Source organism: Lysobacter sp. 05T417 (genome assembly GCF_056396405.1).
Genome location: NZ_JBFTLK010000007.1, coordinates 171,447 through 189,476, shown reverse-complemented (window position 1 = coordinate 189,476; position 18,030 = coordinate 171,447). Strand labels below are relative to the sequence as shown.

General features: G+C 66.4%; 14 protein-coding genes. 4 read left to right on the top strand and 10 right to left on the bottom strand.

The window, feature by feature from the left end; genetic code table 11:
* Positions 1-2: 2 nt before the first annotated feature.
* The 6 genes from AC1DER_RS14385 to AC1DER_RS14360 form a co-directional block, all read right to left on the bottom strand.
* Positions 3-719, bottom strand: a complete 717-nt coding sequence (locus AC1DER_RS14385) for a FadR/GntR family transcriptional regulator (protein ID WP_477245410.1) — start codon at positions 717-719, stop codon at positions 3-5.
* A 102-nt stretch (positions 720-821) separates the two neighbouring features.
* Positions 822-2,384, bottom strand: a complete 1,563-nt coding sequence (locus tag AC1DER_RS14380) for a sialidase family protein (protein ID WP_477245412.1) — start codon at positions 2,382-2,384, stop codon at positions 822-824.
* On the bottom strand, positions 2,381-5,143 hold the full coding sequence (locus AC1DER_RS14375; protein WP_477245414.1) for a TonB-dependent receptor: 2,763 nt from the start codon (positions 5,141-5,143) through the stop codon (positions 2,381-2,383). Before AC1DER_RS14375 ends, AC1DER_RS14380 begins: the two co-directional genes overlap by 4 nt.
* Positions 5,144-5,211: 68 nt before the next feature.
* Positions 5,212-6,378: a cellulase family glycosylhydrolase gene (locus AC1DER_RS14370; RefSeq protein WP_477245416.1), complete on the bottom strand. Its 1,167-nt coding sequence runs from the start codon at positions 6,376-6,378 to the stop codon at positions 5,212-5,214.
* Between the two features lie 127 nt (positions 6,379-6,505).
* On the bottom strand, positions 6,506-7,609 hold the full coding sequence (locus AC1DER_RS14365) for an aldose epimerase family protein (protein WP_477245418.1): 1,104 nt from the start codon (positions 7,607-7,609) through the stop codon (positions 6,506-6,508).
* Positions 7,610-7,773: 164 nt separating this feature from the next.
* Positions 7,774-8,703, bottom strand: coding sequence for a 2-dehydro-3-deoxygalactonokinase (locus tag AC1DER_RS14360; RefSeq protein WP_477245420.1), 930 nt, complete (start codon positions 8,701-8,703; stop codon positions 7,774-7,776).
* A 190-nt stretch (positions 8,704-8,893) separates the two neighbouring features.
* Between AC1DER_RS14360 and AC1DER_RS14355 the strand changes: the two genes are divergently transcribed.
* Entirely contained in the window at positions 8,894-9,922 is a 1,029-nt protein-coding gene (locus tag AC1DER_RS14355; RefSeq protein ID WP_477245422.1) for a glycoside hydrolase family 43 protein, read from the top strand.
* Between the two features lie 105 nt (positions 9,923-10,027).
* Positions 10,028-11,395 carry an amino acid permease gene (locus AC1DER_RS14350; RefSeq protein WP_477245424.1) on the top strand — a complete coding sequence of 456 codons (1,368 nt, stop codon included), beginning with the start codon at positions 10,028-10,030 and terminating at the stop codon, positions 11,393-11,395.
* 169 nt (positions 11,396-11,564) lie between these two features.
* Here AC1DER_RS14350 and AC1DER_RS14345 read toward each other — a convergent pair whose 3' ends face one another.
* The 4 genes from AC1DER_RS14345 to glnA all read right to left on the bottom strand — a co-directional run bounded on the left by AC1DER_RS14345 (position 11,565) and on the right by glnA (position 15,974).
* Positions 11,565-12,929 (bottom strand): ammonium transporter, encoded by a 1,365-nt coding sequence (locus AC1DER_RS14345; protein ID WP_477245441.1) that lies wholly within the window; start codon positions 12,927-12,929, stop codon positions 11,565-11,567.
* Between the two features lie 241 nt (positions 12,930-13,170).
* Entirely contained in the window at positions 13,171-13,509 is a 339-nt protein-coding gene (locus AC1DER_RS14340; RefSeq protein WP_158732090.1) for a P-II family nitrogen regulator, read from the bottom strand.
* 60 nt (positions 13,510-13,569) lie between these two features.
* Positions 13,570-14,328 carry a TorF family putative porin gene (locus AC1DER_RS14335; protein WP_477245427.1) on the bottom strand — a complete coding sequence of 253 codons (759 nt, stop codon included), beginning with the start codon at positions 14,326-14,328 and terminating at the stop codon, positions 13,570-13,572.
* Between the two features lie 236 nt (positions 14,329-14,564).
* Entirely contained in the window at positions 14,565-15,974 is a 1,410-nt protein-coding gene (gene glnA / locus AC1DER_RS14330; protein ID WP_441815738.1) for a type I glutamate--ammonia ligase, read from the bottom strand.
* 265 nt (positions 15,975-16,239) lie between these two features.
* Here glnA and AC1DER_RS14325 point away from each other — a divergent pair, with 265 nt between their 5' ends.
* Both AC1DER_RS14325 and AC1DER_RS14320 read left to right on the top strand, forming a co-directional pair.
* The gene (locus AC1DER_RS14325; protein WP_477245430.1) at positions 16,240-17,094 is read left to right on the top strand and encodes an undecaprenyl-diphosphate phosphatase; all 855 of its coding nucleotides are present in this window, start codon (positions 16,240-16,242) and stop codon (positions 17,092-17,094) included.
* Between the two features lie 83 nt (positions 17,095-17,177).
* Complete coding sequence (locus tag AC1DER_RS14320; protein WP_477245432.1) at positions 17,178-18,017, top strand: DUF4377 domain-containing protein; 840 nt, start codon at positions 17,178-17,180, stop codon at positions 18,015-18,017.
* Positions 18,018-18,030: the final 13 nt, after the last annotated feature.

Here is an 18,030-nt window from a genome sequence, read left to right as displayed (position 1 = left end):
CTTCAGCGCGCGGGTTTGCGGGCCTTGCCGCGTCCCCGTATGTTCGCGCGCGAATCGACGATCATCCCGTGCATCGCGTCGCGCGCCAGCTCGGGGCGCTTGAGCCGGATCGCGTCGTAGACCGCGAAGTGTCGCGGCAGCGAATACTTGAAGTCGACCGCGGTCTTGGCCGAGAGCAGGAAGTACGCACCCAGCGCGGTATCGATGACCGAGAACAGCGACCCCATCAGCTCGTTGTTGGCCGCGTCGAGTACGCGCTCGTGGAAATCCAGGTCGGCCTTCGCCCACTCGTCCAGGTCGGCCGCGGCCGCCATGGCCTCGTAGGCCGTCTTGATTCGCGCCAGTTGCTCCGGCGTGCGCCGGCGCGCCGCCGCCGCCGCCGCGGCCGGCTCGATGATCTCGCGCATCTCCACCAGCTTCTCGACGAAGTCCTCGGTGGGCATCGATGCGCAGCGCCAAGCCAGGATGTCGGCGTCGAGCTGGTTCCAGTAACGGGTGTCGCGCACACGCGATCCGGTCTTCTGCCGGGTCTCGATCAGGCCCTTGGAACCGAGCACCTTGAGCGCTTCGCGCAGCGCCGTGCGGCTCACCGCCATGCGCTGGGCGAGTGTCTCCTCGCGCGGCAGCAGCTCGCCGGGCTTGAGCTCGCCACTGACGATCAGCCGGCCGATTTCCTGTATTACCTGGTCGTGCAGGTTGCGTACCGCGATCTGTCTCACTGGTTCCCCTTTGGCACGGCGCCGGGCACGTGGCAGCCACTCGTATTATCCGACAATAGGGGTATAGCACGACTGTGGTCGGGCCGGAGATGGGGTCCTGGGTCATGGCGCGACCTGCGTGAGTTCGATGTAGTCGTAGTCGAGCGGGCGCTGATCGTTGGCAATGACGATCCGGTTGCTGCCGGCCTGCAACGGCGCGTCGAATTCGGCAATCCGCCAGCCTTCGGCCGTGACTGCTGCGGCGTTGCCGGCCAGCTTGCGACCGTTGACCTGCACCTGCGGCACCGCGGCGAAGCCGATGTCGGCGTAGCGCACCTGCAGTCGGCGCGTAGCAGCCTTGCCGGCATTGACCTCGAAGCTGAGGTCGGCGCCGGCGCCGCTGGCCAGCCGCACCTTGCGACCCGCCGACGCGGCCGCATCGTCGATCTGCGCGCCGCGCCTGCGCACGGCGTCCTCGGCTTCATAGCGATTGAAAGCCAGCGGCACCGATGCGTACAGGATTTCGTTGGCTTCTTCGCTGGCGGGGGCTGCCGCAGTAGAGGACGACGTCACATGCAGAAGCTTGCCGTCACCGCGCATGACCATGGCCTGGGTCCAGCCGGCGTGGATGTTGCCGGTGAGCTTCTGCACCGGTGCCGGCATTTCCCACCAGGGGCCGCGGCCGCCGTTGTCGTTCCAGTACAGCGTGCGACCGCCGGCATCACCGCCACCGCCGGCGCGCTGCGCGGCGACCAGCAACACGCCGTCGGCGGTCTCGCCCGGGAACCAGCGCACGGTCGGGCACGCCGATGGCCAAGCGCCGGATGCAGTGCGGATGGCCACGCCCGGGTCGGCCGGGTTGCCCCAGTCGAGCCCGTCGCGGCTGGTTTTGAGATGCACCTGACCATTGCGCTCGCCGTCGATGTTCTCGTAGACCATCGCGTAGCCGCTGCCGGTCCGGGTGACGATGGCCATGCCTGGCCGTTCGACGCCGCCCGGCAGGGCGACGTCGACCTTTTCCTGGCCCCAGCTGCGGCCACCATCGTTGGATACCTTGTGCCCCAGCAGCTGGTTGAAACCGCCCTGCTTGTGCTGCTCGCTCGAGTAGTAGGCGACCATGCGGCCGTCATCGAGAACGACGATGTACGGCTCCCACACGCCCTGGTTGAGCCGGTCGCTCGGCTGGCCGCGGCCTTCCACTATCGTGCTGCGCCCGGACCAGCTCTTGCCGCCATCGTTGCTGGCATACAGCTGCAGGTCCTGCTGGATCAGCTGGCCCTGGTCGTTGCGATGGATGGCGTTGGCCGCCAGCAGCAACGTGCCCGCCGCCAGGTCGCCGCTGGCGCGGACCAGCTCGCTCAGATGCGGCTGCCAGCGCAGTTGCCAGTGCTTGCGGTCACCGTGGGACTGATCGTCGACTTCACCGATCTGCTTCCAGCGATCGCCATCATCGCGACTTTCGTACAACGGAATGCCACCGGCGGACGATGGCTCGAACACCAGCAGCATCCGGCCGTTGTCCTGCGCGCCCGGCTGATGGGCCAGGCGCACGGCCGATGCGTAGCCGACGCCGGCAGCGAGGCGCTCGCCGACGGCCACGGCCTTGTCTTGCGCGGCCGCAACCGCACCGGTGCACAGCAGCACCGGCAGCAGAAGGCTTGCAGCGTTGGCCGCGCGCAGGGTCACAGCTTGAACCGGAAGCCCAGGCCGATGGTCTGGTCCTGGAAGCGGATATCGCGCGGACGCGTATCGCCGTCGCCCCAGAACTGGTGCAGGTTGTTGCCCAGCAGGTTGGTGGCCGACAGCACGATGGTCGACTGCTCGGTCACGTCGTAGCTGATCGAGAAATCGAGCGAGCTGGCCGGCTCGATCTGGTCTTCGTTGCTGGCCACGGTGGGCTGGGTGAAGAAGTCGATGTAGCGACTGCGGTAGCCATAGGCCAGTCGCGCCGACACGCCGAAGTTCTCGTAGAACAGCACCGCGTTGTAGTTGTTCTTGGAGACGTTCTGCAGCGGCTGTTCCACCTCCGGCCCGCCGATGAACTCCGGCGAGCGGGTGGAACCGTCGATGTAGGTGTAGTTCAACTGCGCGCCCAGGCCGTTCCATGCGCCGGGCAGGAAGTCGAAGGTCTGTTGCCAGGCCATTTCCACGCCCTGCAGGTGGCCGCTGCCGGCGCTCTGCGGCGACGACAGCTCGAATGGTTCGCCGCCGATGGTGACGTCGGTGACGTAGTTCTGGATGTAGCCGTCGATGTCGCGGTAGAACAGGCCGGCGCTGACGTAGCCCACCGGCGAGAAGTACCACTCCAGCGAGGCGTCGTAGTTCTTCGACTCGATCGGGGTCAGGTCCGGGTTGCCGCTGGCGGCGATGCCGGCGCGGTTGATCGTGCCCGGGTTGAGCGAGATCGACGGATTGAGGGCGCCGAAGTCCGGATAGCTGAGGGTCTTGGCCGCGACCAGGCGCAACTGCCACTCGTCGTTGAAGTGGATGTTGGCGCTGGCGTTGGGAAGTGTGTTGGTGTCCTTGGTGTTGCGCGTGATCGGGCTGTAGACGCCGGTGCTGGCGTCGAACGAGAACGCATCGAGGTCACGTTCGACCTTTTCGACGCGCACTCCCACCAGGCCGTCGACGCGCACGCCGAACAGGTCGGTGTCGTACTTGGCCTGCAGGTAGCCGGCGAACTTTTCCTCGCCGATGTCGAAGAAGCGGCCCGGATTCTCCGGCGCCAGACCGGTCGGCAAGCCGTACAGCGTGCGCAGGTAGTCGGAGCTGTCGATCAGGTAGTCGTAGCAGGGCACGAGGAACTTCTGGTGCAGCGCTTCGTTGCCGCGCTTGCTGCAGAAGAAGTTGGCGCCCGGGAAGCGGCTGACCACCTGGTTGTCGGGATTGGGGTTCTCGACGATGTTGCCGGTGCCGGCGCCGCCCGGCGGCGGCGTCGATATCTCGACGCTGCCCTTGGCGGTGGAGGTGCGGTCGGCGTAACGCAGGCCGAACTGCAGCGAGGCGATCGGACCGTCGGTGAAGTCGAAGTGGCCATCGCCGCGCCAGTCGTTTTCCTCACCGTAGGAGTAGCCCCAGGTCTGAAACAGGCCGTTGAGGTAGAAGCGCGACGGATCCAGTGCCGGATCGCCGGCCAGGTACCAGTTCTGGTGGGCGCCCGCGGTGCCTTCCCAGACCGTGGTGATCGGCCCGGCCAGGAAGGTGTCGATGATGAAGTTCTCGTCGCGGTAGTAGCCCGACGTGCGCGACAGCTCGGTCGACAGGTGCAGCTGGTCGCCGTCCCACTTCACGCCCAGCGCATTCTGGATGTCCTGGCCGCGCTGCTTGTGCGCCTGGGTGCTGGTGGCCGAATAGGTGTCGCCGGTCCAGGAGCCGCTGGATGCGTCGCACACGGTCTGGCCGGCCAGCGGCCCGTCGAGCTGGTTGGCGTAGCAGTTGTTGCCGACGCCAAGCTGCGTCGGCGTGACCACGCCGACCGGGAAGGTGAAGTAGAAGGCCTGCGAGAAGCTGTCGCGGACCCAGTCGTACATGCCTTCGAGGTAAACCTCGGTGTCGTCTCGCGGCTTCCATTGCAGGGCGTAGTTGAACGCGCCGCGCTCGCGGTAGCCGTCGTTGTAGGCGGTGCCCCAGCCATTGGGCGCGGCAATCAGGTCGCCGCCGTCGGTGCGGATCGGCGCGCCGCTGCCGTCGGTCACGATCTTGGGGAAATCGCCCCAGACCGCGTCATAGGCGTATTCCTTGGCCTGGTAGCCGAAGTTGACCAGCGCACCGAACTCGCCGGCGTCAGTGTCCCAGCGGTCGGAGAACAGCAGGCTGGCGTTGGGGTCGACCTTGCCACCGTACTTGCTGTGGGTGGCGGTATAGGTGCCGGCGATTTCGCGGCCATCGAAATCGAACGGACGGCGGAGCTGGATGTTCACCAGGCCAGCGATGCCACCGAGAGGGAGGGTGGCGTCGCTGGTCTTGTAGACGTTGAGCTCCCTGACCGCGGTCGCCGGCAGGTTCTGGAAGGCAAAGCCACGGCCGGATGCGCTGAATATCTCGCGGCCGTTGAGGGTGCTGATGACATTGGGCAAACCGCGGATCACCACCGAGGTGGCCTCGCCCTGCCCGCCCTGCGCGATCTGCACGCCGGTGACGCGCTGCAGGGCGTCGGCGACGCTGTTGTCGGGCAGCTTGCCGATGTCCTCGGCGACGACGGAGTCGACGATCATGTCCGACTCCTGCTTGATGTTCTGCGCGGTCTCCAGGCTCTGGCGCAGTGCCGTCACCACCACCGTGTCGAGATCGGTCGCCTGCTGCGAGTCGGAAGGGCTTCGATCGTCGGGCTGCGCCTGTTGCACTGCGGCGCCAGCCGCGGCCTCCTGCGCTTGCGCCATCACCGGCAGCATCAACGCGGACAGGATCGACAGCGACAACAGCGAGCGGGAATAACGTCGGTTCATGGCATCGTCTCCGGACGAAGGCGTGAGCGTTCCGCGCCGGTCGCACATGCGACCGGTGGAAGCTCGAGTCAGAGGGCGGGAACTTCTTTCTTGGGGGCCTTGGTGAGCGTGCGGATGATCTCGATCTCGCGTGCCCGGTATGGCTTTCCGTCGCCGTGCAGCAGGTCATGGAACCAGAGCGTCGGCGGCTTCTGGGTGTACGGACGCTCCCACGAATCCCACGGGAAGCGGGTCTGGGTCTTGCCGTCGACGAAGCCCCAGTTGTACATCGCGATGTTGTGGCGCTTGGCCACCGGCAGCACACCGTCGATGGTGGAGCCGGCGCCGCGGGCGAGGTACTCGGTGCACAGCAGCGGGCGTCCATAGACCTCGAGTTCGCGCACGCGCTGCTCGAAGTCCTCCGGCCACGAATAGGTGTGGAACGAGATCACATCCGACTGCTCGATCTGCACCTTCTCGACGCGATTGAGCTTGTCGAGCTGGTTCCAGTCCGGGTTGTGCCAGATGCCGCTGGTGAGCGGCTGGCTCGGATTCTGCGAGCGCGCCCAAGTGAAGACCTGCGGCAGCAGCTCGGCGACGCGGTCGAACTTGTGCTTGGACTCGCGCGGCGTGTAGTAACCGCTGCCACCGCCTTCGTTGTCGGGCTCGTTCCACACGTCCCAGGCCAGCACGCGGTCGTCCTTGCCGAAGCTGGCGACGATGTCCTTTACGTAACGCTCCAGGCGCGCGTGCTGCTTCGGGTCGTCGAGCGCGGCGGTGCCCGGGCTCTGCACCCAGCCGGAGTTGTGCACGCCGGGGATCGGCGGGCGCTGCGGGCCCAGCGCGGGATCGGGGTCCCAGCACGAATCGAACAGCACCAGCATCGGCCGGATGCCGCGCTTGGCGGAGATCTTCAGGAAGGTATCGAGGCGGCGCTTGAAACCGGCCGGATCCTTCTGCCAGGCCAGGTCGTGCAGGAACACGCGCATGGTGTTCATGCCCATGTCCGCGGCCCAGCCCAGTTCCAGATCGATGCGCTCGGGGTCGAACGTTTCGGCCTGCCACATCTCCAGCTGGTTGATCGAGTTGGCCGGGATGTAATTGCTGCCCACCAGCCACGGCTGGCGCTCGTACCACTCGTTGGCCTGGGTCTGCGACCAGCGTGCGCCGTCGGCGGCCTGCGCCAGTGGCGCTGCCGCGAGCAGCACGCCAGCCAGCAGCGCGCCTGCCAGCGAATGCGTAAGCCACTTGTGCATCGGATGCTTCTCCTTTCACTTGGATTCGGACATGCCTCCGGCATCCACGATGGTCTGGACCATCGCGCCGCGGTGGCATCGACGCCTTCCAGGCCGCCGCTCAACCGTTGTTTTGAAACACTGCTCTTCAGCGGGTCTTGCTTGCGCCCTGGTCGACCGAGAACCGGTACACCATCCGGTTCACGTATTGCTGGCCAGGCGCCAGGCGCGCCGAACCGAAGCTGCTCTGGTTCGGCGTGTCGGGGAACAACTGCGGTTCAAGCACGAAGGCATCGCCCTGCCGGTACACGTGGCCGCTCTTGCCGACCGTGGTGCCGTCCAGGAAGTTGCCGGAATAGAACTGCAGGCCAGGCTGTGCCGACGACAGCGACATCACCCGGCCGGAACGCGGATCGTGCACGCGCGCGACTTCGCGCAATTGCTTTACCGGTGCACGGCTGATGACCCAGTTGTGGTCGTAGCCGCGGCCATACAGCAGCTGCTGCTCCGAGCCGGTGCGCAGGTCGCGGCCAATCGCCTTGGGCGTGCGGAAATCAAAGACGGTGCCGGCAACCGGCGCGATCTGGCCGGTCGGGATCAAGGTGTCGTCGACCGGCGTGTAGGCATCGCCGGCGATCATCAGCTCCTGGTCCATGGCCGCGCCCGAGCCTTCGCCGGAGAGATTCCAGTAGGCGTGGTTGCTCAGGTTGACGATCGTGGGCTTGTCGGTGCGGGCGCGGTACTCGATGGCCAGCTGGCCGTTGCCTTCCAGCGCGTAGGTGGCGGTGACGGTCAGCTTGCCCGGGTAGCCCTGGTCACCGTCGGCGCTGACGTAGCGCAGCGTCACGCGATCGGGCTTGGCTTCCACCACTTCCCACACGACCTTGTCGAAACCGCGGGTACCACCGTGCAGGCTGTTGACGCCGTTGTTGACCGGCACCGTGTACTGGCGGCCGTCGAGGGTGAACTTGCCCTTGGCGATGCGGTTGGCGAAACGGCCGACCGTGGTGCCGAAGTACTGCGGCGTGGCAAGGGTGGCGGCGAAGGTGGCATCGCCGAGCACCACGTCGGCGTAACGGCCGTCGCGATCGGGAACATCGAGGGAATACAGGGTGGCGCCGAGCGTCGACACGCGCGCCTTCATGCCGCTGCCGTCGCTCAGCGCGATCGTTTCAACGGTGCTGCCATCGGGCAGCGTGCCCAGTGGTGCGCGCTCCTGCGCGCTCGTCGTCGCGGCAGCCGCAAGCGCCATTGCGCCCGCGCACCACATCGCCTTCGCGTTGCCTTGCCCCGTCACTGTCGACCTCCCAAATCGGCGTGGACGTTACAAAAACATATAATCAGACAATACGCACGTTGCGCCGCAACAACGGACGAATTGCCCGGTTCTGCCCGAGATCCAGCCCCGTGCCGGCCCTACTTCGAGGGCCGGCCGAGCGCGTCGATTTCGAGGAATCCGCGCACCACCGCATCGGCCGACGGGACCGGGCGCGACGCGATCCCTGCTTCGTCCAGCGCGGCCTGGTACAGCGCGCCGACCGCGGCGGACCCCACCAGTGGGACCTCGGTGCCGCACATCTCGGGGAACAGCGCCAGCGCATCGGCGATTTCCGCCCCGATCAACAGTCCGCGCAGATAAGCGCTGGCGTCCGTGCGCTCGAGCACGCCGCGGATCACCCGGGCGCGGGCACCGAACAACAGCGCGCCCAGGCCCAGCGCGCGTGCACTGGCGTTGCGCACGCCTTCGCGGAAAGCGGGTCCATCGTGGGCCGGGCCGTCGATGATGGAAGCGAGCAGGCCGGCGGCGGTGAGGCGATCGAAGATTTCCCCGGACATCGCGGTCATGAACTCGGTGACGAGCCCGTCGTGCATGCGCACCCATTTGGTATGGGTCCCCGGCAAGGCGACCACAGGGGCAGCGCCGAGTTGCCCGGAGGCGAGCAGTCCGAACAGTTCGGTTTCCTCGCCGCGCATGATGTCGGGCGAGCCGTCGGCGCTGCGGACGCAGGCGATGCCCGGCACGATCGACACGTCCAGATCGCCGATGGCAACCGGCAGCAGGCCGCGCGACAACTGTTCGAGGCCGGCGGGACTGTCGATGTAGCCCGCGTCTGCCCAGCCGATGTTGGAGCCGATCATGCCGGCCGCGTAGACACGCGATGCCTGCGGCCAGCGCGCGCGGACTTTCGCCGCCATTGCCATCATGCCGTCGCGCGACAAACCTGCCACGCCGGCCGCCTCCTCGAGCGTGTCATGCACCTGGCCGTCTTCGCCGATGAGGTACGCGCGGAAATTGGAGCTGCCCCAGTTGATGCCGACGATGGCGTCGCTTTGCAACTCACTCATGCTGGTACTCGCGATGGGCGGACGATGGCCGAGCGCATTGCATGGCTCGGCGCTGGCAAAGGGCCACTGCTGCGGCGCAGCTTTGCATTTGTCGGATTATATGATTATGTCGCCGACCACAGGCAATGTGCCGATCCACCCTGGTCCGGGCCGACTGCGCCCGATGGCGATCCATGCAGGAGTAGAAGTCATGTCCCACTGGATGTTGCGAGCCGCAGCCGGCCTGCTGATGCTGGGCTCCACGATGTCGCACGCGGCCGACGCCGACACGTTCGTGAATCCGCTGCTGCCGTCCGGTCCGGACCCCTGGATCGTTCGACACGGCAACAGCTACTACTACATGAACACCCTGGGCAACCGGCTGGCCATACGCAAGACTGGCGACGTCACCCGCCTGGCGGATGCCGCGGAGATCACGGTATGGCGGCCACCGGCGACGGGGCCGAATGCGATATCGATCTGGGCACCCGAACTGCATCGCATCGACGGACGCTGGTACATCTACTACACCGCCGCAGCCAGCGGCCATGACGACGACGACCATCGCGGCATCTTCGTGCTTGAGAACGGCAGCGACGATCCGACGCGGGGGACGTGGACCGATCGCGGCCAGCTGAAGACGCAGCACACGGGCATCGACGGCACCACCTTCGTCCATGGCGGCAAGCGCTATTTCGTCTACTCGCCGTATGTGGGACCGGACAGCGTCCTGTCGATCGTGGCGATGTCCGACCCGTGGACCCTGAGCGGCGCGGAAACCGTGATCGCACGGCCCGACCACAGCTGGGAGCGCCAGGGCGGCCGGCAGATTCTCGAAGGGCCGGAGTACCTGGCCGGCCCCAAGGGCGATCTTTTCCTGTCCTATTCCGGCAGCGCCTGCTGGTCGGACGACTACGCGATCGGCCTGCTCAGCGCCGCACCGGGCAGCGACCCGCTCGATGCCTCCGCCTGGCGCAAGGCGCCTGCGCCGGTGCTGGCCAAGGATGCGCAGCGTGGCGTTTTCGCGCCGGGACACAACGGCTTCTTCCAGTCGGCCGATGGCAGCGAAACCTGGATCGTCTACCACGCCAACCCCGGGCCGGACATGAAGTGCACGGCCAAGCGGTCGCCGCGTATCCAGCGCGTGTTCTGGACTGACGACGGTCGACCACGGTTCGAGCGCCCGGCCGGCTCGAGTATCCGATTGCCCAAGCCGGCGCAGGGTGCGGGCTCGAAGTAGGCCCGTCGCGGGGCCCAGTCCCACAAAGTCGCGGAACAGGCTCGGCCAATGCGGCGTGGGCCGGACACGCTATTGTGGCGGCCCGACCGTTGCCCGGACCCGTTGATGCCCGCACCCGCCGCTCCAGCCGCCGCACCGACCCGACTCAGCCACGCGCTCAAACCCCGTCAGCTGATCATGATGGGGCTGGGCAGCGCGATCGGCGCCGGCCTGTTCCTCGGCTCCGGTGTCGGCGTGCAGGCAGCAGGGCCCGCGGTGCTGGTGTCGTACCTGGTTGCCGGCGCGCTGGTGATCATCGTCATGAACGCCCTGGGCGAAATGGCCGCGGCCAAGCCGGCCAGCGGCGCATTCTCGGTGTATGCGGCCGACGCCATGGGCGCCACCGCCGGTGCGACGGTGGGCTGGTTGTGGTGGGCGCAGCTGGTGATCGTGATCGCCGCCGAGTCAGTCGGCGCCGCCGGATTGCTCTCTACGGTGTGGCCATCGCTGTCTGTGCCGTTGGCGTCACTGACCTTCATGCTGTTCTTCACCGCCATCAACCTGATGGGCGTGAAGAACTTCGGCGAGTTCGAGTTCTGGTTCGCGATCCTCAAGGTGGTCGCGATTGTCGCCTTCATCCTGGTCGGCATTGCGCTGCTGCTGGGCCTGCTGCCCGACGTGGCATCGCCGGGCCTGTCGAACTTCTTCGACCACGGCGGCTTCGCGCCCAAGGGCCTGGCCGGCATCGGCGCGGCCTTGCTGGTGGTGGTGTTCGCCTTCGGCGGCACCGAGATCGTTGCTGTCGCCGCGGCCGAGACGCAGGACCCGGAGCGCAGCATCGCCCGCGCGATCCGCACCGTGGCCTGGCGCATCCTGGTGTTCTACATCGGCTCGCTGAGCGTGATCATCGCGGTGGTGCCGTGGACGAGCACGGCGTTGTCGTCGCCGTTCGCGGCGGTGCTGGAGGCGGCGCGGATTCCCGGCGCGGCCACGGCCATCACCCTGATCGCGGTGATTGCGCTGCTGTCGGCGCTCAATGCCAACCTCTATGGCGCTTCGCGCATGATCCATTCGCTGGCCGAGCGTGCCGAGGCGCCGCGCTGGCTGGCGCGCGTCAATGCCCGCCACGTGCCGGTGGCCGCGGTGCTGTCGTGCGTGGTGTTCGGATTCATCGCCACCGGCATGGAGCTGCGCTACCCGGGCAAGGTGCTGCCGGTGCTGCTCAACGTGGTCGGCTCGACCTGCCTGCTGGTGTGGACGATCTCGCTGCTGTCGCAACTGATCCTGCGTCGCCGCGCCGATCGCGCCGGTACGCCGCTGCCGTTCCGCATGCGCGGCTTTCCTTACCTGACGGTGATCGCGCTGGCGATCCTCGGGCTGATCTTCCTGCTGCTGCTTTCCGGCTCCGACACGCGGTTCCAGTTCCTGTCGATGCTGGGGCTGACGTTGGGGATTGCGGCGGTCAGCGAGGTTGCGCGGCGGCGGCGGGGGTGAGTGGCGGGCGGTTTGGCAGTCGACTTCTTGTCGTAGCTCGGGCACCCATCCCCTCCCAACCCTCCCCTTGAAGGGGAGGGCCGGTGCTCCGGACCTTGTCGGTGGGAGCGCTTGTGCTCCGGACTTTGATGTTGCCCCTCTCCATTGCGGGAGAGGGGCGTCGTCTGCATCAGTTCTCGTACGCCGACTCACCGTGTGAGGTGATGTCGAGGCCTTCGCGTTCGGACTCTTCGCTGACGCGCAGGCCGACCGTGTACTTCACGATCAGGAAGCTCGCCAGGGCGACCACGCCCGAAAGCACCACCGTCACCAGCACGCCCTGCAGCTGGATCCAGACCTGCGAGGCGATCGAGTACTCCGGCAACGCAGTCTCGGTGACGTAATCCCAGATGCCCGAACCACCCAGCGCCGGCGATGCGAACACGCCGGTGAGCAGCGCACCGAGAATGCCGCCGATGCCGTGCACGCCGAAGACGTCGAGCGCGTCGTCCGCGCCCAGCAGGCGCTTGAGACCGTTGACGCCCCACAGGCACACCGCACCGGCCAGCGCACCGATGATCATCGCGCCGCAGATGCCGACGAAGCCGGCCGCCGGCGTGATCGCCACCAGGCCCGCAACCGCGCCCGACGCCGCACCGAGCATGGACGGCTTGCCCTTGCTGATCCACTCCAGCACCGTCCAGCCCAGCACCGCAGCGGCCGTGGCGAGGAAGGTGTTGACGAACGCCTGCGCCGCCACCGCGTTGGCCTCGAGCGCGGAACCGGCGTTGAAGCCGAACCAGCCCACCCACAGGATCGACGCGCCGACCATGGTCTGGGTCAGGTTGTGCGGCTTGATCGCCTCACGCCCGTAACCCACACGCTTGCCGACGACATAGGCGCCGACGAGGCCGGCAACGGCCGCGTTGATGTGCACCACCGTGCCACCGGCGAAGTCGAGCGCGCCCTTGGCGAACAGGAAGCCGGACTGGGCCAGCACGCCCGGGACGGCATCGTTGCTGGTGAACGCATCCGGGCCCGGGAAGAACCAGACCATGTGCGCCATCGGCGTGTAGGCGAAGGTGAACCACAGCACGGTGAACAGCATCACCCCGGCGAACTTGATGCGCTCGGCGAAGGCGCCGACGATCAGCGCGCAGGTGATGCAGGCGAACGCGCCCTGGAACACGAAGAACACCAGCTCCGGGATGTAGACCCCCTTGGTGAACGTCGCGCCCATCGCCGTGGCATCCAGGCCCTTGGCGAACAGCCGGTCCCATCCGCCGATGAAGGCATTGCCGCTGGTGAAAGCCAGCGAGTAGCCATACAGCGCCCACAGCACCGCCACCAGCGAGAACACCAGCAGGCACTGCATCAGCACCGACAGGACGTTCTTGCTGCGCACCAGGCCGCCATAGAACAGCGCGAGCCCGGGCAGGGTCATGAAGATCACCAGTGCCGAGCAGACCAGCAACCAACCGACGTCGCCCTTGTTGGCGACCGGCGCGGCAGCCGCGACCGCTGCGGCGTCCTGTGCGAGGGCAATGCCGGGCATCGCCAGCGCGGCGAAGGCGGCCAGCAATCGCGGATGGCGGAAGGCGTCGACCAGTCGACTCTGCTCGCGTTTGTGTGCATCGTCATTCCCGCGAAGGCGGGAACCCAGTGTCGTTGCGTGTGCCACGTCGGCGTTCTCCGTGGAGGCGATATCAGGCGAAGCGGAGTCGCTGGGTCCCCGCCTGCGCGGGGATGACGGCTCCGGAAGGTGATGGGAGGTGTCGAGGTTCATGGCCGCCTCCTCACAACGCATCGTCATCGAGCTCGCCGGTGCGGATGCGCACCGTGTGCTCGAGGGCTTGAACAAAGATCTTTCCGTCACCTACCTTGCCGGTGCGCGCGGCCGTCTGCAGTGCTTCCAGCGCCGCCTCGAGCACCGACTCGGCAACCGCGCACTCGACCTTGAGCTTGGGCAGGAAATCGACGACGTACTCGGCGCCGCGATAGAGCTCGGTGTGACCTTTCTGTCGTCCGAACCCCTTTACTTCGGTGACGGTGATGCCGGACACGCCGACTTCGGTGAGCGCTTCGCGCACCTCGTCGAGCTTGAACGGCCGGATGATCGCGGTGATCAGTTTCATCTCGCAGCTCCGTGGGTCTGGATGGCTCGTCTGTGATGGTTCATCTCGGATGCGCCTGCCTCAGAAGGTCTTGGTCAGGGTCAGCACCACCGTGTCCTCGCCGAGGAAATTGCCGTAGCGGTTGGTGTACAGCGCCTCTTCGGCATCGGTGTCGAGATAGGCAAGGGCAATGGCGAAGCCGCCGTCGAAAGACTTGGTGACGCCGAGCTTCCAGTCGACGTATTCGAAGTCCTCGTTGTTCTCGATCCACTGCTTGCCGGCGTGGGCGTTGAGCGTCCACGTCGGGACGAACTCCCAGTTCACCGCGGCGTCGAGATAGCCGCTGCCATCCGAATCGGCGTAGCCGAACAGATCGGTGAGGGCATAGGAGTACTTGGCGGAGAACACTCCGGCGCTGATGCCGAAGTAAAGCTCGCCGGTGTCTGGGCTGTTGAAGCCCGAGGGGTAGTCGCCGGGATACCAGTAATAGAGCGCACCGACGTCGAAGCCGACGGACTCGCCGATCTTGCCGCGATAGCCGCCGTAGAAGTCGAGCTCTACGCTGTTGGAGATCGAATCAGGGAAGACGTTTGTGTCGGACAGCCAGCTGACATTGCTGCCCCAGCTGCCGACGTAGAAGCCACTGTCGGCGGCATACTCGATGCCACCCTGCAGGGCCGGTTCCTGGTTGTTCTGCGAGATGCCGCGGAAGAGATAGTCACTGGTCAATGCCAGTGAGCCGGACGTGCCGGCGTGTGCGCTTGCCATTCCCATGCCGACGAGCGCGATGGAGACGATGGTTGCAGCGCAGGTCTTGCTTGCAGTGGTTCGAGACGACATGACGCAGGCTCCTCATAAGCGGTGGCCCCTCCCCGGTCATTGCTTCGTGCTCTTGCAACGCGGACGTTGGTGTCGTCTCCCGCGCCATCACAGGGACGCACTTCGCCTTGCGGCGGGCGCAGCCCGTCGATCTGGGTTACCTCATGGATTAGTTGAAGCGGTGGCTGGCTGGAAGGGGGCTCGAAGAGCGCCCCTCCCCAACCCTCCCCTGCATTCGCGGGGGAGGGAGTCGGGCGTCAGACGGTGTAGTACATCTGGTATTCGAGCGGGTGCGTGGCCGCGCGGAACTTGGTCACTTCCTGCATCTTCAGCGCGATGTAGCCGTCGATGAAGTCGTCGGTAAACACGCCGCCGGCCTTGAGGAAGTCGCGATCCTTGTCGAGTGCTTCCAGCGCCTGGTCGAGGCTGTGGCACACGGTCGGGATGTTCTTCTCTTCTTCCGGCGGCAGGTCGTACAGGTCCTTGTCGCTCGGAGCGCCCGGGTCGATCTGGTTCTTGATGCCGTCCAGGCCGGCCATCATCAGCGCGGCGAAGGTCAGGTAGCCCGACTGGATCGGATCCGGGAAACGGATCTCGATGCGGCGCGCCTTCGGGTTGGCCACGAACGGAATGCGGCAGCTGGCGGAACGATTACGGGCCGAGTAGGCCAGCATCACCGGCGCTTCGTAGCCCGGCACCAGGCGCTTGTAGCTGTTGGTGCCCGAGTTGGTGAAGGCATTCAGCGCGCGGGCGTGCTTGAAGATGCCGCCGATGTACCACAGCGCCATCTGCGACAGGCCGCCGTAGCCGTCGCCGGTGAACAGGTTGACGCCGCCCTTGGCCAGCGACTGGTGCACGTGCATGCCGCTGCCGTTGTCGCCGACGATCGGCTTGGGCATGAAGGTCGCGGTCTTGCCGTTGCGGTGGGCGACGTTCTTGATGACGTACTTCATCGTCATCAGCTCGTCGGCCTTCTTCACCAGCGAGTTGAACTTGGTGCCGATCTCGCACTGGCCGGCGTTGGCCACTTCGTGGTGGTGCACTTCCACTTCCATGCCGACCAGTTCCAGGGTCTTGCACATCTCGGCGCGCAGGTCGTGCAGCGAGTCTAACGGTGCGACCGGGAAGTAGCCGCCCTTCACCATCGGACGGTAGCCGGTGTTGCCACCGTCGTATTCGCGGCCGGAGTTCCAGTGCGCTTCTTCCGAGTCGATGTGGAAGAAGGTGTGGCCCATTTCATTGGCGAAGCGGACCGAATCGAAGATGAAGAATTCCGGCTCCGGGCCGAAGAAGGCCTGGTCGGCGATGCCGCTGGACTTGAGGAAGGCCTCGGCGCGCTTGGCGACGCCGCGCGGATCGCGCGAGTAGGCCTGCATGGTCGCCGGGTCGAGGATGTCGCAGGTCAGGACCAGGGTCGGATCGGCCGTGAACGGGTCCAGGAATGCGGTGCTGGCGTCCGGCAGCAGGACCATGTCGGACTCGTTGATGCCCTTCCAGCCGCTGATCGAGGAACCGTCGAACATCTTGCCGTCCTCGAACAGGCCCGGCTCGACGATCGACTTGGGGAAGGTCACGTGGTGCTGGACGCCGCGCATGTCGACGAAGCGCAGGTCAACGAATTCGACCTTGTGGTCCTTGATCAGCTTTTCTACGTGTTCGAGCGACATGGGTACTCCGGGACAGGGGATGGCTACTTGGGAAAAACTCGGCCGCGTCGGCCGCACTTGTCTATATCAAAGCAATGAACGTGCCAATGTTTCAGGTTTCGCAAGTCGTTGATTTTCAAGACCTCGCCAGGGTCCAGCCAGTACCACTGCACCAACATGGTGCGGTTTCGAGTGCGACTTGCCTCAACCGGGTGCATGAGCCCTATCCGGTATGCTGCCGCGTCGCGCGTCCTTTCCCACCCCAGTTTTCCTGACGGCCCATTGCATGACTGACCTGTTCGCCGCGCTGCTGCTCGGCATCATCGAAGGCATCACCGAATTCCTGCCGATCTCCAGCACCGGCCATCTGCTCATCGCCGAACGCTGGCTCGGGCACCGCAGCGATCTGTTCAACATCTCGATCCAGGCCGGCGCGATCCTAGCGGTGGTGCTGATCTACCGGCAGCGGCTGTGGGACCTGGCGATGGGCTTCATCGGCCGCGGCGCCGGCGCCGGGCACAGCCCGGCCGGCACGGCGCTGACGTCGGCACAGGCGCGCGACTACGCCTTCAAGCTTGCCGTGGCATTCGGCGTGACCGCAGTGCTCGGCCTGGTGGTCAAGAAGCTGGGCTTCGAACTGCCCGACCACGTGACTCCGATCGCCTGGGCGCTGATCCTCGGCGGCGTGTGGATGATGGCGGCCGAGTACTTCGCCGCCAAACGCGCCGACAAGCTCGGCGAGCGCGCCGCGATCACCTGGACGGTGGCGATCCTGGTCGGCATCGCCCAGGTCGTCGCCGGTGTGTTCCCGGGCACCTCGCGTTCGGCGGCGACGATCTTCGTCGCGCTGCTGGCCGGCACCACCTCGCGTGCGGCGGCCACCGAGTTCGCCTTCCTCGTGGGTATCCCGACCATGTTCGCGGCGACCGGTTACGAGTTGCTGCACGTGCTGGGCAATGGCGAAGCCGCGCATGAGGACTGGACCGCGCTGGCGGTGGCATTCGTCGCTTCGGCGATCACCGCGTTCGTGGCGGTGAAGTGGCTGCTGCGCTACATCCAGAGCCATCGCTTCACCGCGTTCGCGGTCTATCGCCTCGTGCTTGGCGCGGCGCTGCTCCTGCTGGTGCCGTCGGGAAGCTGAACCGGCACCGGCTTGCGCCGGTGCGCCTTCACCCCGTTTTAGGCCGTGTTGCGTTCCCATTGGCACCCGCAATGGAGACTGCAATGAAACGATTCGTGATGCTCGCCCTTCCCCTGGCCCTCGTCGCCTGCGCCAAGGCGCCGGCTCCGCCGGAAGCAGCGACGCAACCTGCTGCGCCGACGTCGGTCGTGGCGGCACCGGCCGAGCCTGTCAGCGCGATCGATGCGACGCTGCTGGGCAGCCAGCACTGGCAGCTCGAGAAAGCCGTCGACGCCAAGGGACAGGCCATCGAGGCGCTGTTCGCCCGCGCCGACAAGCCGCTGCAACTCGATTTCCGCGACGGCCGCGTCAGCGTGAGCAATGCCTGCAACCGCATGGGCGGCGGCTACACGCTCACCGGCGACCGCCTGCAGGTGGCACGCATGGCCGCGACGCTGATGGCCTGCACCGACCCGAAACTGATGGCGCTGGACCAGGCCATCGGCAAGCGCCTGGAAGCGGCGCAGACGGTCGCGCTGCGCAATGACGGCCAGCCGCAGCTGACGCTGACCTCCGCCGATGGCGAGGTGCTGACGTTCCGCGGCGAGGCCACGGCCGAAACCCGTTACGGCGGCCCGGGCGAGACGGCGTTCCTGGAAGTGGCCGCGCAGGCCAAGCCGTGCAGCCATCCGCTGATCCCGAACAAGCAGTGCCTGCAGGTACGCGAGCTGCACTACGACGATCACGGCCTCAAGACCGGCACGCCCGGCCAGTGGCAGCCGCTGTACGAGGACATCGAGGGCTACGAGCACACCGATGGCGTGCGCAACGTGGTGCGCGTGAAGCGCTACACGATCAAGAACCCGCCGGCAGATGGTTCATCGATCGCCTACGTGCTCGACATGGTGGTCGAGTCGGAGAACGCGGCAGCCGGCAAGAAGTAAACCGGCGCGCAGG